This is a genomic window from Acinetobacter sp. V91_7, assembly GCF_031799075.1.
Taxonomy (GTDB): Bacteria; Pseudomonadota; Gammaproteobacteria; order Pseudomonadales; family Moraxellaceae; genus Acinetobacter; species Acinetobacter calcoaceticus.
In genome coordinates this window covers 460,575-475,328 of the sequence record NZ_JAVQNT010000031.1, presented here as the reverse complement: position 1 = coordinate 475,328, position 14,754 = coordinate 460,575, and the positions used below count along the sequence as shown (strand labels likewise).

At 35.0% G+C, this 14,754-nt stretch carries 10 protein-coding genes and 2 pseudogenes; 7 read left to right on the top strand and 5 right to left on the bottom strand.

All coding sequences use genetic code 11. The features are described 5' to 3' along the window. Window positions 1–355: 355 nt before the first annotated feature. Window positions 356–1,282 (bottom strand): annotated as a pseudogene (locus RMB03_RS08720) (amidohydrolase); the annotation flags it as partial. A gap of 45 nt (window positions 1,283–1,327) precedes the next feature. Then, complete coding sequence (locus RMB03_RS08715) at window positions 1,328–1,519, bottom strand: hypothetical protein (RefSeq protein WP_311075393.1); 192 nt, start codon at window positions 1,517–1,519, stop codon at window positions 1,328–1,330. 127 nt (window positions 1,520–1,646) lie between these two features. Here RMB03_RS08715 and hutU point away from each other — a divergent pair. Next, window positions 1,647–2,400: pseudogene (hutU, locus tag RMB03_RS08710) on the top strand (urocanate hydratase); the annotation flags it as partial. A gap of 331 nt (window positions 2,401–2,731) precedes the next feature. Here the strand turns inward: hutU and RMB03_RS08705 are convergent. Further along, complete coding sequence (locus tag RMB03_RS08705) at window positions 2,732–4,003, bottom strand: phage integrase central domain-containing protein (protein ID WP_311075392.1); 1,272 nt, start codon at window positions 4,001–4,003, stop codon at window positions 2,732–2,734. Between the two features lie 973 nt (window positions 4,004–4,976). On the opposite strand from RMB03_RS08705, the gene RMB03_RS08700 reads away from it, so the two are divergent. Beyond that, a complete protein-coding gene (locus RMB03_RS08700; RefSeq protein WP_311075390.1) occupies window positions 4,977–6,725 on the top strand; it encodes an FAD-dependent monooxygenase in 1,749 nt (582 codons plus the stop codon). A 379-nt stretch (window positions 6,726–7,104) separates the two neighbouring features. Further along, entirely contained in the window at window positions 7,105–7,428 is a 324-nt protein-coding gene (locus RMB03_RS08695; protein ID WP_311075420.1) for a hypothetical protein, read from the top strand. Window positions 7,429–7,547: 119 nt separating this feature from the next. On the opposite strand, the gene RMB03_RS08690 is transcribed toward RMB03_RS08695, so the two are convergent. Continuing rightward, a complete protein-coding gene (locus RMB03_RS08690; protein ID WP_311075388.1) occupies window positions 7,548–7,814 on the bottom strand; it encodes a hypothetical protein in 267 nt (88 codons plus the stop codon). A gap of 679 nt (window positions 7,815–8,493) precedes the next feature. Here RMB03_RS08690 and RMB03_RS08685 point away from each other — a divergent pair. Continuing rightward, window positions 8,494–9,060, top strand: a complete 567-nt coding sequence (locus RMB03_RS08685; RefSeq protein ID WP_311075386.1) for a TetR/AcrR family transcriptional regulator — start codon at window positions 8,494–8,496, stop codon at window positions 9,058–9,060. A gap of 201 nt (window positions 9,061–9,261) precedes the next feature. Next, on the top strand, window positions 9,262–10,185 hold the full coding sequence (locus RMB03_RS08680) for a hypothetical protein (protein WP_205469656.1): 924 nt from the start codon (window positions 9,262–9,264) through the stop codon (window positions 10,183–10,185). Between the two features lie 75 nt (window positions 10,186–10,260). Here RMB03_RS08680 and RMB03_RS08675 read toward each other — a convergent pair whose 3' ends face one another. Beyond that, window positions 10,261–10,731: a hypothetical protein gene (locus RMB03_RS08675; RefSeq protein ID WP_311075383.1), complete on the bottom strand. Its 471-nt coding sequence runs from the start codon at window positions 10,729–10,731 to the stop codon at window positions 10,261–10,263. A 277-nt stretch (window positions 10,732–11,008) separates the two neighbouring features. Here RMB03_RS08675 and RMB03_RS08670 point away from each other — a divergent pair, with 277 nt between their 5' ends. Next, on the top strand, window positions 11,009–13,636 hold the full coding sequence (locus RMB03_RS08670) for a type VI secretion system Vgr family protein (protein ID WP_311075382.1): 2,628 nt from the start codon (window positions 11,009–11,011) through the stop codon (window positions 13,634–13,636). Further along, window positions 13,637–14,542 carry a DUF4123 domain-containing protein gene (locus tag RMB03_RS08665; protein ID WP_311075380.1) on the top strand — a complete coding sequence of 302 codons (906 nt, stop codon included), beginning with the start codon at window positions 13,637–13,639 and terminating at the stop codon, window positions 14,540–14,542. It abuts the gene before it with no gap. Window positions 14,543–14,754: the final 212 nt, after the last annotated feature.

Below are 14,754 nucleotides of genomic sequence, written 5' to 3'. Positions count from 1 at the left end.
GTTGCGAGCATTGATTGATATGATTCGTGCTGATCATTTCCCTTAAATTTAAGATCCTAGAGAACTCGATTGGTTTCTACTAATTTAAAAATCAATAATAGCTATTATTGAAATTATAGAAGTATTTAACTTACTAATTAAAGCTTACTGGTTATACTCCAGAATGAATTGGAATTTTATTCTGTGATTATCTTTATTTAAATATCAAAAAATAATGCAGATTTTATGTCTCTCTGCATTCAGGCGAGAATATAGTCAATTGCTATTGTTAAAATATAAGCAGTTTTTATGAGATTTAGTGAAATAATATCAACTGGTAAAATTCAACACTTAGTTGAATTTTGCCAATTATTTATTACTTATTATTATTTTTCCAAGATAGCTGTACCTGATCATCAATAGTAGGGTAGTCCATAACAAAACGTATATGAGATTCAACGACCGTTTTTAAAGTTGCATCATCTACAATAAATTCAGGGCTATGGTTTGGAGCTGCTTTACTCATATCTTGATTTGGTGGAGTTGCACCGAGTGAAATATAAAGCGAAGGCATAAGTTTGCCATAATGTGCAAAGTCATCACTTGCACTTGCGTTATTCTCCATTAGATGCAGATGATTTTGCCTACTGTATTTTCTAAGGTAGGTAAGATTAACCTAGTGAGTGTTTTATCATTGTATGTCACAGGCGCATAAGGGGAGAGTTCAATATCAGCTTTGACGTTGTTTGCGAGCGCAGTATGCGTGATTATTTCTGGTAATTGCTGAAGAATATTTTGACGAATATCTTCGTTATTTGTACGAATAGTTCCCTCCATCTCAACATCTTTAGGAATAATATTGGTAGCAGTACCGCCAGAAATGTGTCCTACCGTAATCACAGCCATACCTTTTGTCAGATCAGAGCGACGGCTAATTATAGTTTGTATATTGTTAATTACGGCTGCAGAAGCAACAATCGGATCTCGACCAACCCATGGTATAGAGGCATGTACTTGCTGTCCGGTTAATTTAATACGAAATTCATCAGCACTATTCAACATAGCTGCATCTTTATAGAAAATATTGCCACTTGGTATACCTGCGACTACATGGATACCAAACATGACTTCAGGTTTAGGATTTTTTAGAGCTCCATCTGTAATCATTTTTCTTGAACCAATTTGATTCCATTGGTTAAAACCAGTTAGATCAGCCGCGCCTTCTTCGGAAGGTTGGAAAACAAAAAACTACGGTACCCGCAAGTTTCTTCTTGTTCTCTGCTAGTATTTTTGCGGCCCCCATTGTCGATACATCTGGATTTATTGCATCTCCTGTTGAAACATGATTTTACCCACCAATTAAAAGAAGTTGTAAATCATCATAAGCAATTTGACTGAATGCAGACCATGCTTTTCTATGACCATTATTTCCATCGCGCTTATTTTCGATATCCGAATACCAATATGATGCTCCAACTGAGGTTTTTAAGTGGTCATTTTTAAAAATATTTAAATCTTGGTTAATTCGACCCACCCACATGTTCTTTTCTTCAAGACTAGTTAGTTGGGAATCATCAGTTTTAATATAATTTGCTGTGTAGCGTGATGCTTCAGCATTGGAACCATGATATCGATCTGCATCGGTAGGGAAGTAAGTGAGATCGATACAGTCGATGGCGAAGCACGTACAAGCGATGCTAGATTTCCAAAAAATGGGCGTGCCAACATTTGACTATGGTAATAACATCCGTCAAATGGCGAAAGATGAAGGCGTAGCAAACGCTTTTGATTTCCCAGGCTTCGTACCTGCATACATCCGTCCATTATTCTGCCGCGGTATTGGTCCATTCCGTTGAGCAGCGCTTTCTGGTGACCCAGAAGATATTTATAAAACAGATGCCAAAGTGAAAGAGTTAATTCCTGATGATGAACATTTACATCACTGGTTAGACATGGCACGTGAACGCATTAGGTTCCAAGGTTTACCAGCGCGCATTTGCTGGGTAGGTTTAGGCTTACGTGCAAAACTTGGTTTGGCATTTAATGAAATGGTTCGTAGCGGTGAATTATCAGCTCCAGTTGTCATTGGTCGTGACCATTTAGACTCAGGTTCGGTTGCGAGTCCAAACCGTGAAACTGAAGCAATGCAAGACGGATCAGACTGGCCTTTATTAAATGCGTTGCTCAATACAGCAGGCGGCGAAACTTGGGTGTCTCATCACGGTGGTGGTGTAGGTATGGGCTTCTCTCGACACTCAGGTGTTGTGATTGCGTGATGGTACAGATGAAGCTGCTGCACGTATTGCTCGCGTACTGACCAATGACCCTGCAACAGGTATGCATCATGCCAATGCCGGTTATGAAATCGCGATTAACTGTGCGAAAGAGCAAGGCTTAAACTTGCCAATGATCACTCAATAAAAATTTTCAAAGAACTATCAATATCTATTATTGATAGTTCTAATTGTATTTAACTAAGAGATAAATGAAATCTGAACCTTTTTACTTAAGAAAAATTTTGATTTTTTGAGTTTCTGCTCATGCAGGTGTTTAATTAAATACTACTGGATGTGAATAAGGTTATATAAATTCAATTTTATTGTTTAAGAGCCTACACTAAATTTTCGCTGAGTAAATAATTGGAGAGGCAAATTCTTGTGTAGATTCCACCTTTATAAATAATTTTTAACCTTCAAGGTAATAAATTCAACCAGACTCCTACCTTATTAAGTCAGAGTCTAAATTTATTCTGTTATGTATTACAGAAATTAGCCCAATCTTCCATTAATCCTTTACGCTTTTCAAGATAAGCTCCACGTAAGTAAGCTGCTTCAACTTCGTCTGGTAGCTTGTGTGCTAATACATGTTCACAGACTTCACGAGGATAATCTGTTTTATCTGCTGACCAATCACGGAAAGTTGAACGGAAACCATGTGTCGTGATCACTCGATTTTGTTTCGGATCAATATAGCCAATACCATCTTCTTTTAATTTCTTATCATGCATACGCTTAATTAAAGTGGTTAAAGACATGTCTGACAACATGCCACCGCGTGGAGCAGGGAAAATAAAGTCATCGAGTTGAGGATGAGTTTCTTGATAAAGCTGTTTAAGTAATCTAATTGCTGCTTCAGATAAAGGAACTCGATGTTCTTTATCTGCTTTCATTCGTTCTTTTGGAATAATCCAGATTTTATTTTTAAAGTCGATTTCTTTCCATAAAGCACCAAATACCTCACCTGAACGACAAGCTGTTAATATGGCAAATTCTAATGCTTTGGGAGAAATTCCATTTCTTTGTCGTAAGTCATGAATGAAACTAGCTACTTCCATATAGGGTAATGATGGATGTGGTCTAGATTCTTGCTTTAAATTTCCAAGAATGGGTTCTAAATTGCCTTTCCATGCAGCTGGATTATCTCCAACAAAATATTCCATAGCCTTAGCATAATCGAAAATAGTTTCTATTCGACCACGAATCCGTTTTGCCGTTTCATGTATTTCTATCCAGATAGGCTCAAGTGCTGTAACAATATCTGTTTTAGTAATAGAGCCAATCACAAGATCCCCTATGACAGGGTAGATATAGGTTTCTAAGGTAGATGACCACTGCGCAATATGTTTCTCATTTTTAAGTTCTAATGTTTTCTTCTCAATTACAATCTTGGCGCATTCACGAAAAGTTTTGTCACGTCGTTGTTTAAGAAGTAAAGCTTCGCGTTGTTCCTGTTTATGTTGAATAGGATCAATTCCGTTTCGGATTTGTAATCTTAATTCAGTAGCTTTTGCTCGTGCTTCAGCTAAAGAAACTTCAGGGTAGGGACCAAGACCAATATCATGGCGATGTGGTTTTAGCTTTCCATCTTTACCAAAGTGCTTTCCAAAAGTAGCGCGTAGAATCCATACACGAGAATTACCTTCAACATTCAAACATAAGCCATCAACACCCCCTACAGAATGTCGTCCAGTCTCTTTAATTTTTGATACGCTGAGTGCTGAAAGCTCTTTAGATTTTTTTGGCATCTAACCTTTTACCCCACAACCTACCCCTCAAAGAATATTGGAAAGAGCTAGATTGTGCAAGACTGCATTGGATGTGTTTTATTTTAAGATAATGAATTATATGGTTATTGTTTATTTCATTGGACTATATAAGACTGCTGTTAGACGGACACCGCTTCCGCCAAATTCGAAAAGCCCCTGTTAAAAGCAGGGGCTTTTTTTATGTCTATATTTTCAATATTGATTAAATATAAATTGGTAAATATAAAACTTGAATATGACTCTCTTCAGCAAATAGTTCTCTTTAATGAATCTGTAATTGTTAGAAGAAAGATCGAAAGAAAAACTTAGTTTTACTTATGAGTAATTCACTAGATTATTTTGAACAATGAAATTATCTATATGTAGTTAATGTAAGGGAAGAATACCTAACGATGGAGTAATAAGTAATCGGATAATTTGTAATCTTTGTATTATTAAAAAATTAATATTATAAATGAGTGCGTTCATCATATTTTCAGCAGAATTTTTTAATTTTATTTAATGATTTTTTAATTTTATTTAATGATTTTGTGATTTTAAGTCTGGTAGTATCGAAAGAAATTTTAAAAAATTGACAACATAAATTTTATTTATTAGTAAAGAATTTATAAAAGTTAGCTAAATTTTATTTTTTGCGAGTTATAAAATATGCAGAGATTTGCCAATGCAACCAATAAATCTCTAATGTTATATTTGTTTTGGGTTCTAGATCATTGGTTTCTTTAAACTTTGCCATATTTATTAAAAGACTGAACTATGTTGATATAAAAAATCTTGATTAAAAATCTGCTTTATAACTTTTATAGACTTATTTAATACTTAATGTTGTGAAGTTTTTACCTACATGATCTAAAAGAGTTTTTAGAAGCACTATTATATCCCAAATGGTTATTTCGTTAATTTTATGCAATAGCAATTTAGCTACCAAGAATATGTAATTAATAGGATAAAAATGTTAGAAACTGATGTTTTAATTGTTGGAAGTGGTCCAGCTGGTTCTTCTGCTGCACTTATGTTAAGTAGTTATGGAATTAGAAATATCATAATAACTAAATATAGATGGCTGGCAAACAGCCCTCGTGCTCATTATATAAGTCAAAGAACTATGGAAATTGTTCGAGATTTAGGAATATCTGATGAAGTAATCGCAAAAGCAGCACCTAAGGAAGTTATGGGAGATGTTGTTTATTGCACATCTTTAACGGGTGATGAAATTGGACGTTTTCCTTATGGAATGAACCATCCAGAAAGAATGTCAGAGTACGCTAAAGCGAGCCATTGTGAACAGTGTGATCTTCCTCAACACCTATTTGAACCTATTTTGCTTTCAAATGCGGCATCACGAGGAAGCCATCCAAGATTTGATACGGAATATTTATCTCATGTACAAGATGGGAAGGGTGTAACAGTCACTGTTTTAGATAGATTAACCAAAGAAACATACTTAATCCGATGTAAGTATTTAATCGGAGCTGATGGGGCGAGTAGCAAAGTTGTAAAAGATTTAGATTTACCTATGGCTGGTGAAATGGGGAAAAGTGGCAGTATCAGCATTATTTTTAAAGCCGATTTAACCAAATACGTCTCGCATAGACCTGGATACCTCTGGTGGATTATACAACCTGGAGCAAACATTGGCGGGATTGGGTTAGGTTTGTTGCGCATGGTCAGACCTTGGAATGAATGGCAGATTGTTTGGGGGTATGACATTGAAAAAGAAGAGCCATCTCTTACCGATGATGAGGCGATTGCAATTTGCAAACAGCTTATTGGTGATAACGACATTGAAATAAGCATAAGTAGTAAGTCGTTATGGACCGTAAATGAAATGTATGCAGAGCAGTATTCGAAAGGTCGAGTTTTCTGTATTGGTGATGCTGTCCATCGCCATCCACCTTCTAATGGACTAGGTTCAAACTCATCTATACAAGATGCTTATAACCTATGTTGGAAATTAGCATTTGTATTAAATGGCAAAGCGGGTAGTGGTTTATTAAACAGTTTTAATGAAGAAAGAGCACCAGTTGGTGAGCGAATTGTTAAGCGAGCAAATCAAAGTGTTAGAGAGTTCTCTACAATCTTTTCTGCTTTAGAGTTAGATGGAAAGTACAGTACAGAGACGATGCAAGGAAGCATAAATGCCTTAAGCGAAGGTAATGAAAAAGGTGCTGTTAAACGCCGTGATTTAAGATCTGCAATTGAATATAAAGCTTATGAATTTGCTGCCTTAGGCGTAGAAACTAACGTACGTTATCATTCATCAGCAATTGTTGGAGCAGAGTCTGCTATTGAAAATAAAGTAGATTCTAGTAGAGATGAAGATCTTCATTATTATCCCTCATTTACTCCTGGTCATAAACTCCCTCATACATGGTTAGTCAAAAATCATAAAAAAATATCAACCTTAGACTTAATCGGAAATGGAAAGTTTACGCTTTTCTGTTGGTTACAAGGTGACAAATGGAAGTTTGCAGTAGATAACATTAATAGCCAGCTCAACTTAGATATTAAAGTTATACAGGTAGGTCCAAAAAGAGAGGTTGAAGACTCTTATGGAGAACTTTCTCACTCTTGGACTAATGATGAAAATGCTTGCATAATGATCAGACCAGATGGCTATATTGCTTGGCAAAGCAACAACATTGAGTCGGCGGACAATGAATTGCACAAAGCCATGTCATCAATACTTAGTTTGAATTAGGATCTCACCCGCCAAATTCGAAAAGCCACTGTTAAAAGCAGAGGCTTTTTTTATGTGAATGTTTTTTAGTACTTAGCAACCCATATAAAAATTTGGATTGAGTTGGGCAGAATTAGATGCAGCTTAATTTTATATTTTGTAGTTAATTGCATCCTCATAATGGTCAATATCTTGTAATTGTTTGAAGAATTCTTTCGGGTCAACTATTGCGGCTATATGTATAATTATGGGTAGAATAGCTCCTTATAATTCTAACTCCTTTGCATCACTAACTTGCAAAGTAAAATCGCCTGATATGTACCGAATTTAAATTAATAGATATGGATAATTCATGAATTTAATAAATCACTGTAGTAAGTTATTTCTTGCAATTTTTCTTATGATGAATCTTTCAAATACATATGCAGCAAAGATACAGGCTGTAGATGCTGAAGTGCAAGAGAGTGCTGGAGACGCAAGGGAAGCTGCTGGAGCAGAAGCTGTAGAGGTTGGTGAAGAAGTGGCTGCATGCCGTGCTGACGAGGCTTGTGATGTTGCATCTGCTGTTTCTGAGGATGAAATGTATGGTGGTATTCAACAGGAATATGTCGTAAAAGGCTGTAAGGTAACAATCTACAATGATGGGCCTGTGAAAATGGTCAATGTAAAGACGGATCAACCATGTGATGCTCCACTCCCTAAAGACCATAAATTTTCTAGATAGACTCTGTTAAATTATTTTTCAAAGCTAAGTCACGGTTATCGGGCTTAGCTTTTTTTATTTAGAATATTGTTTTAATTTAATCATCTTATAATTTGGGGGATAAATTTTCGCTAAAAAACTCATTGATTCCAATAAGTACTAAACATTTCTTTAATGCCAATTTCATCTTCCATATATTTATTAGGAGATATTTTTAACCCAACACCCCTTAAATATATTACTGCTTTCCATAGGAGTTCCTCTTTAATAGGAGGATCGAAAGTTAAGTCTTTATTATCCAGTGCATTCATTCTTTTTCTTGCCCATTCTTCAGCATCGTCTCGGCTGATTTTATGGTTTAACAGATCATTGAATACTTGTTGTACATCTAATAAAGATATTTTCATTTCATTGTTCCATTTTTTATATTCTATTCTTACCCACCGAAACTAATATATCTATATAAATTTCAATACCGTTATAACCCCCCATTTAACAATAACTCACTCATTATTTATCCTTACTTTTTAATGATCTATTTTAAAAAAAATGTCATTTTGTGTGCTTGACTGTAAAAGGGTAGAGCACTATCCTTTGCCTGCTGGCCACATTGCCAGTCGGTTGTCGCAGACCGGGAAAACAAAGTCGATATGCAAAACTCTTGTTTTGTGTGTCGGGAACTCGTTCGCCCCCTTTTTCTCTACGGTAGGGCGGAAGGGGGACACCTTCGGGTGTGCTGGTTCCTTTGTTTCCAGTCTGCGAACCCCCTTTCGTTCTGCCACCATAATTTTAATGTTTTGGCAGAACTCCCAATAAAAAGGAGTTGGCTTTGCACATTCATTATTTCTTGGCAGCCTTTGCCAAAAGTTATAACGACACAACTTAAACGTTTAAAGCAGTTTGATTGCCAATAGGCTTTCAGGCTTTAAATCACGTCGTCTAAAGAACTTAATCAACAATAAAACTTGAGATGTGCCAAGCACAGTCTTTATGGCTTTGCTATGCCTTTTATTTGCTTAAAAAAAGAGTGAAGGCATTTTTATCTCATTTATATACAACAAAAATTTATTTTATAACGGTAAAACTATGCCACATTCAGATCTCCCATTTCGTGCTTTAAGTGTGCTTCACACTTCCCGATATCTGTTTAACCACTATGGCTTTCACAATGTCGGGGTTGACCGACTTATTGAGTCAGCAAAAGTTCCCAAAGCCACTTTTTATAATTACTTTCATTCAAAAGAAAGGCTAATTCAAATGAGTTTAACCTTTCAAAAAGATGGTCTTAAACAAGAAGTGCTTTCAATCATTTATGTTCAAAAAGACTTAACTCTGCTTGAAAAGCTTCGCAAAATTTACTTTTTACATGCCGATTTAGACGGGCTTTATCATTTGCCTTTTAAAGCTATTTTTGAGATTTCAAAGACACATCCAAAGGCGTATCAGGTAGTGATTGACTATCGAAACTGGTTCATTAATGAAATCTATAATTTGCTTTTAGCAACCCATGTAAATGCTTCAAAACAAGATGCACACATGTTTTTATTTGTGATTGATGGGGCAATGGTTCAGCTTTTAGATCCGAACAAACCAGATGAAAGAGAAAGGTTGTTAGATTATTTTTTAAACTGGTTGTCTAGTATGAATGAATAACTTAGATGGCAAAATGAATAGATTACTTGGATTAAGGATATTACCTATAAATCTTAAGCATAATATTAAAAGCTGAAGTGAAATTTTATTCAGATTGTTTAAGTAATTGATTTATGAAGGGGTGATAGATTAAAAGATTATAGATTTACATATGTTTATAGCGTTATTCAATCTTATAGTTAATGAAAATATACAATCTTAATGATTTATTTTATGAGATTTAATAACTATAATTTAAAAAATTTATTTAATAGCAATGATATCATTATGTCAAAATTAGAAGTAAAGGCTGAAAACCATAAAATTTTTGTTTTTAAAAAAATATTTGAGTTTGATTCAGCAAAGCAACAAGCGGAAAAGAAAAAGGTTAATGCTTTTGGAATGTTAGCAAAATTTAATTTTTTAAAACGTCCTACCGAAGAAACTGTACATTTAAAAAACCATATATTACGTTATGAACCATTCTGGTTTGTGTCAAGTGAGCGTAACCTTAACTATGATTGTGTTGTGACTTATTCTATTCCTGTACATAATCCACATGCGAAGCAAATTCAGGTCTATGAAGACCCTGAACAAAAAAACTATCCTGTTACACGCCAGCAGGATAAAGGGAAAATAGAATTACAAATGAAGGAGGTCTGTAGCCGAAAAATAGAGTTCTCAAATTATTTTGATGGTCTACAGCGTGAACTTAAATCATCCCATTTAGCTGAATATATTAAAAAATTTGAACTTTCCGAAGTAGAGAAAGTCGAATTTGAGAATGTACTTCAACCATTACTTTCTCTTGACACTATTACTACCATTGTCAGATCGGAATTGCAAAATCAAAAAGTTCATGCAACTAACATTATTGAAGATTCAGAAGAAATAACTCAGCTGTACCTTTATTTTCGCCCAGTTTATGCATTTGAATATATTTGGTCTAATGCAGATAAAATTGGTGTTATTGAAGTTGATGGGCTTACTGGAGAAGTTATTGAACAAGGAAGTTGGTTCCGAAATACTTTTGATCAAGCTTTTACTAAAGAAAATTTAGTAGAACTTTCGGCAGAGTTAGCTAGTACGGTTGTTCCTGGGGGGGGGACTTTGGTAAAAGTCGCTTCAAAGGCTATTCCTCTTTAATATAGTTTATAGCCGTTTGATTATTATAGCCAAACTTATAGTTTGGCTTTTTTATTTCCAGAGTTTAACTTCTATTTATTCGGACTCATTTAGGTCACGTTCACGACATGATAGTTCATAGTAGTTACCTTTAGGTAAGGAACTGATTTTAAATCCATAGTAATTACTATCTGACTCGATAGGATTGATATTACATTGATTAGTTTTTGCAAATTTTTGAATCAATTTCAAATTAGCTGTTTGTTTAAAAACAGCTCCCCAACCTTCACTAACGCAACAGCCCACATATTCAGACATATATTCATCTGAGATTAATACAACATTTTGCCCCATAAATTGATAAGGCTTTTTTAATTTGTATACATCATTATAATCTGCTCTTGAAATATTTGCTTTTTTTTCTATAAAGCCTTGTTTTTTTAGTATTTCAAACTTTAAAAAGTCATTAGTACCAGTGCCAAGTCCTCGATACACTGAACTATTATCTGCTGCAAAACTATATGAGCTGAGAATGCTAAATAAACTAAAAAATAATATTTTTTTCATTTTAACTTTCAGAAGTTATATTGGATCGTAATTCTTTCATATCTTCTTAGCAGCGTAAAGTAAGTTACTGATTTTGATTGCTTCGCTTCACTAAAATTGGTCGTAAATATTTTTGTTATTAAAATTTAAGTTCAGTTTGTAGATCTATATAAAGCAAATTAGAAGAAGATGAGGATAAGGAAAGATACCAATATAAACAAAATATGGAATACCTTAAATTGAGACAGACAGGTCATTCTGATAAACTTATTCGGTTAATAATAAAGCGTGTTTCATAATGTTGAATAATATCTTTGGTATTTTGGAAAAAATGGGATTTGGCGTTCAGAAACGGGCGATTAGTATCCAGTTTTCAAATGCAGAGCTTAATTCTCAGATTATGTTGCAACGTATAGATGGGTATCATGGGATTAATGATGGGCTATCAGCGGAACTTATTTGTTTATCTACAAACCCATATATTGAATTAAAACAGTTTATTGGGTGTCAGATTGCGGTTGATCAAGTGACAGATTCCGGTCAACTTTTTAGAACTACGGGTATTGTAACTGGTGCCAGTCAAGGGCAAAGCGATGGTGCTTTTAGTCTATATCGCTTGACTATGCAGGATGCTACTAGCTTATGGCATAAACGACGAAATAGCCGTGTGTTTATGAATAAAAGTGTTGTGGATATTATTGAGGTCATTTTTAAGGAATGGCAAAGTAAAAGTCCTTTATTTGCATCAAGTTTACAGTTAGAGACGAGTGGTTTAACAAAAACGTATGATGTACGCCCATTCTCTATGCAGTCTAATGAAAGTGATTACGCATATTTAGCTAGAATAATGCGTGAAGAATCAATTAATTGGGTAGTGGATGAGACTAGTTATATTGTAACAACTAATAGTCAAAGTATTGAGGCACAGAAACTACGTTTAATTGATGATAATAATCAGTTTCAATCGCTTGGACGCAGAACCATTCGTTATCATCGTACAAATGCGACTGAACAATATGATAGCATTACCAGCTTTATTGCTCAGCGACAGTTACAACCGACGGCTATCCATGTACAACGTTGGCAAGCTGATAGTCTAAGTCAAGAAGATGCCAGTGGATCAGTCATTAGTTTACATAAACATAGTTCTCAGCGAGACAATGAAAGCTTAAGTCTAGAACAGGCATGGAATATATCTCCTGCTTGGATAAGCGATCTTAAAGGAGAGGATCAAGCCACCGCTTCAAGTAACTCACAGTTAGAAAAACTGAATATGCATTTAAACCAATATCAGGCATTACAAGCCAAGTACTTTACTGCGCATAGTAGTGTACGAGATACTCAAGTCGGTTATTGGTTCCAATTGATTGACTATCCAGAGTTAGAAAAAAATCATAGTCAGCATGATAAGGAGTTTTTAATCCTTAATAAGTACTTTTATAATCAAAATAACCTGCCAAAAGATATACAAGACCAAGTTGAAAAACTATTGACCTTAAGTCACTGGCAAACCAGTAAAGACAGTGAACAAGAGCGTCAGGCCAATGAATTTGTAGTCGTTCGTAGAAATATTAATGTTGTACCTGAATATGACCCTTTGAAGCATCGCCCTATAGCTCATGTACAACGCGCCAAAGTGGTCAGTGATGGCGAAGAAATTCATGTGGATGAATGGGGACGAATAAAAGTCAGATTCTTATTCACGCGTACCGATGATCATGCTCATGATGGCGGTGCAGGCTCAAATAATAGTGACTCAGATTCGGCATGGGTCGATGTCCTCACTCCGTGGGCTGGTGAAGGCTATGGAGCACGCTTTTTACCGCGTAAAGATGAAATTGTGGTGATTGATTTCTTTGATGGCAACATTGATCGCCCATTTGTAACAGGGCGTATTCACGAAGCGCAGCGTTCGCCAACGAAGTTTGATATTAAAGGACAATTACCGGATACCAAAAAACTTAGTGGTATTCGTTCGAAAGAAGTTGGGGGTATGGGCTATAACCAACTTCGCTTTGACGACACAACTGGCCAGATCAGTGCTCAGCTACATAGTAGTCATGGTGCTACACAGCTTAACTTGGGGAATTTAAGTCATCCTAAGGAAAGTGCGACGAGTGAGGGGCGTGGTGAGGGATTTGAATTAAGAACGGATCGTGCAGGTGCAATCCGAAGTAAAGGATTATATATCTCAACATTTGTTCAGAGTAATGCAACGGATATACATTTAGAGGCAAAAGAAGCAGTTCAAAACTTCACAGAAAGTTTAGAAAGTATGAAAGCTTTATCTGAGTATGCTGTGAAACAGAAAGCAGAAGCTGCTGACATGCTTGAAAATATTAATCAGTATATTAAAACGATCGAATCTCAGTGGTCTGACTTAAAAGCTACCAAAGAAGCTTTAATGTTATTAGCTTCTCCAGATAGTATTTCTTTAGTTTCTGGAAAAGATATACATATTAATGCTTTGGATAGTGTAACAGTTGGCAGTGGGCAATCCATTAATGTGAGCACAGATGAACATTTGATTTTAAATGCTAAGAAAAAAGTAAGTTTGTTTGCGGGGGAGGAAGATTTAAAAATTTATGCAGCAAAAGGGAAATTTGATCTGCAATCGCAAGATAATGTATTAGATGTTTCTGCAAGACTCGATATAAAAATAACATCCTCTGAAGGTAAAGTAGAAATCCATAGTCCAACTGAAATTGTATTTAAAGCAAAAGACAGTGCTCTAAAAATTAATGGTGATGGAGTCACGGTCATTACACCAAATAAGTTTACTGCTAAAGCAGGACAACATCTCTTTACAACAGGTGCAAGTGAAAGCCCAATACTTCCGATATTTCCAAATAATATTTGTTGGGAATGTCTTGCTCGACGTGCAGCACAACGTGGAGCTTTCATTAATAAAGGAGATGGAATGTAAATGATGATTAATCAAAGTCTCCAGTTTTTATTTAAAACATTTGAAAAATATCCACTTGATCAAGTTGGATTAAATATTTATGCAATAGCTGATGCAGCTCAAGATAAAAAGTTTTTAAAGGTTTTAGAGCATTTACGTCAAAAATGTTTATTAAAAGAAGCTAGTGGTGAAAAGGCTAAAGAGATTTCTCCACATTTAATTCAGCTGCCTAAAAATTTTACGTCACTTGAATGGGAATGGATTGAAAGTAATATCGCTGGCACAACCAAAATGACAATTATTATTACGCCCTTAACTTTTGATTATCTATATAAACATTTAAGAAATTTTTTAGATGTTGAATTTGACGGTGGTCTAGAAATGATGCTGGCATTTTGGGATCCGACTATCTTGGCGACATTGGTTGGGCACAAAGCTGATAAGACTTTATATGTACAAGGTCCTGTATTTACCCCCCAGCAAATTGAAGCTTTACTTAAACCTATTCAAAGCTGGTGGTATTGGGATCGCTTAAGTAATCTGCAAGGAATATTTGGATTAAATGAGCGAGTTGAAGTACTGCCATCCATCGAAAAGCCTTTACATTTTACGGTGGAGCAAGAAGAAATGATGGTAGAGGCAACTTTTCCTGACAATCTAATTTATTACCTCAAACTCAACAACTCATTTTTGGTTGATAAAATTGATGATGTTTCATTATATGAATTTGTAATTGAAAGTATCCCTGAAGCAAGAGATCACTGTTTATCTGGTACTCGTGATATTTTAAATTTTATCTGCCTAAAATTGATGTATGGAGTCCACTTTGAGTCGGACCATAACTTACAGCATTTATTAAATAATCTGAAAGATAAAAAGCTAACAATGGATCAGATTATGAATAGCTTAATGTCTGAAGCTGGATAATTAATTTTTTAATCATGGCTAATATACTTTTATTGAAATAAATTAATAAGAGTTCTAAATGGAGAGAAATAATGAAATATAGAATACTATTTATTTTACTTGCTATACCAGTAATTTTAACTGGTTGTAATTGGATGTATGGGCAAATTTAAGTGGTAGTAGGGAGTTCAAAGGTATGAATATTTATCTGCATATTTATATCCTAATGATAC

Bases quoted from the DNA above. Each gene is read 5' to 3' on its own strand.
- RMB03_RS08715 (WP_311075393.1), bottom strand. From the start codon at position 1,519: ATGTGGGTGGGTCGAATTAACCAAGATTTAAATATTTTTAAAAATGAC.
- RMB03_RS08705 (WP_311075392.1), bottom strand. From the start codon at position 4,003: ATGCCAAAAAAATCTAAAGAGCTTTCAGCACTCAGCGTATCAAAAATT.
- RMB03_RS08700 (WP_311075390.1), top strand. From the start codon at position 4,977: ATGTTAGAAACTGATGTTTTAATTGTTGGAAGTGGTCCAGCTGGTTCT.
- RMB03_RS08695 (WP_311075420.1), top strand. From the start codon at position 7,105: ATGATGAATCTTTCAAATACATATGCAGCAAAGATACAGGCTGTAGAT.
- RMB03_RS08690 (WP_311075388.1), bottom strand. From the start codon at position 7,814: ATGAAAATATCTTTATTAGATGTACAACAAGTATTCAATGATCTGTTA.
- RMB03_RS08685 (WP_311075386.1), top strand. From the start codon at position 8,494: ATGCCACATTCAGATCTCCCATTTCGTGCTTTAAGTGTGCTTCACACT.
- RMB03_RS08680 (WP_205469656.1), top strand. From the start codon at position 9,262: ATGATTTATTTTATGAGATTTAATAACTATAATTTAAAAAATTTATTT.
- RMB03_RS08675 (WP_311075383.1), bottom strand. From the start codon at position 10,731: ATGAAAAAAATATTATTTTTTAGTTTATTTAGCATTCTCAGCTCATAT.
- RMB03_RS08670 (WP_311075382.1), top strand. From the start codon at position 11,009: ATGTTGAATAATATCTTTGGTATTTTGGAAAAAATGGGATTTGGCGTT.
- RMB03_RS08665 (WP_311075380.1), top strand. From the start codon at position 13,637: ATGATGATTAATCAAAGTCTCCAGTTTTTATTTAAAACATTTGAAAAA.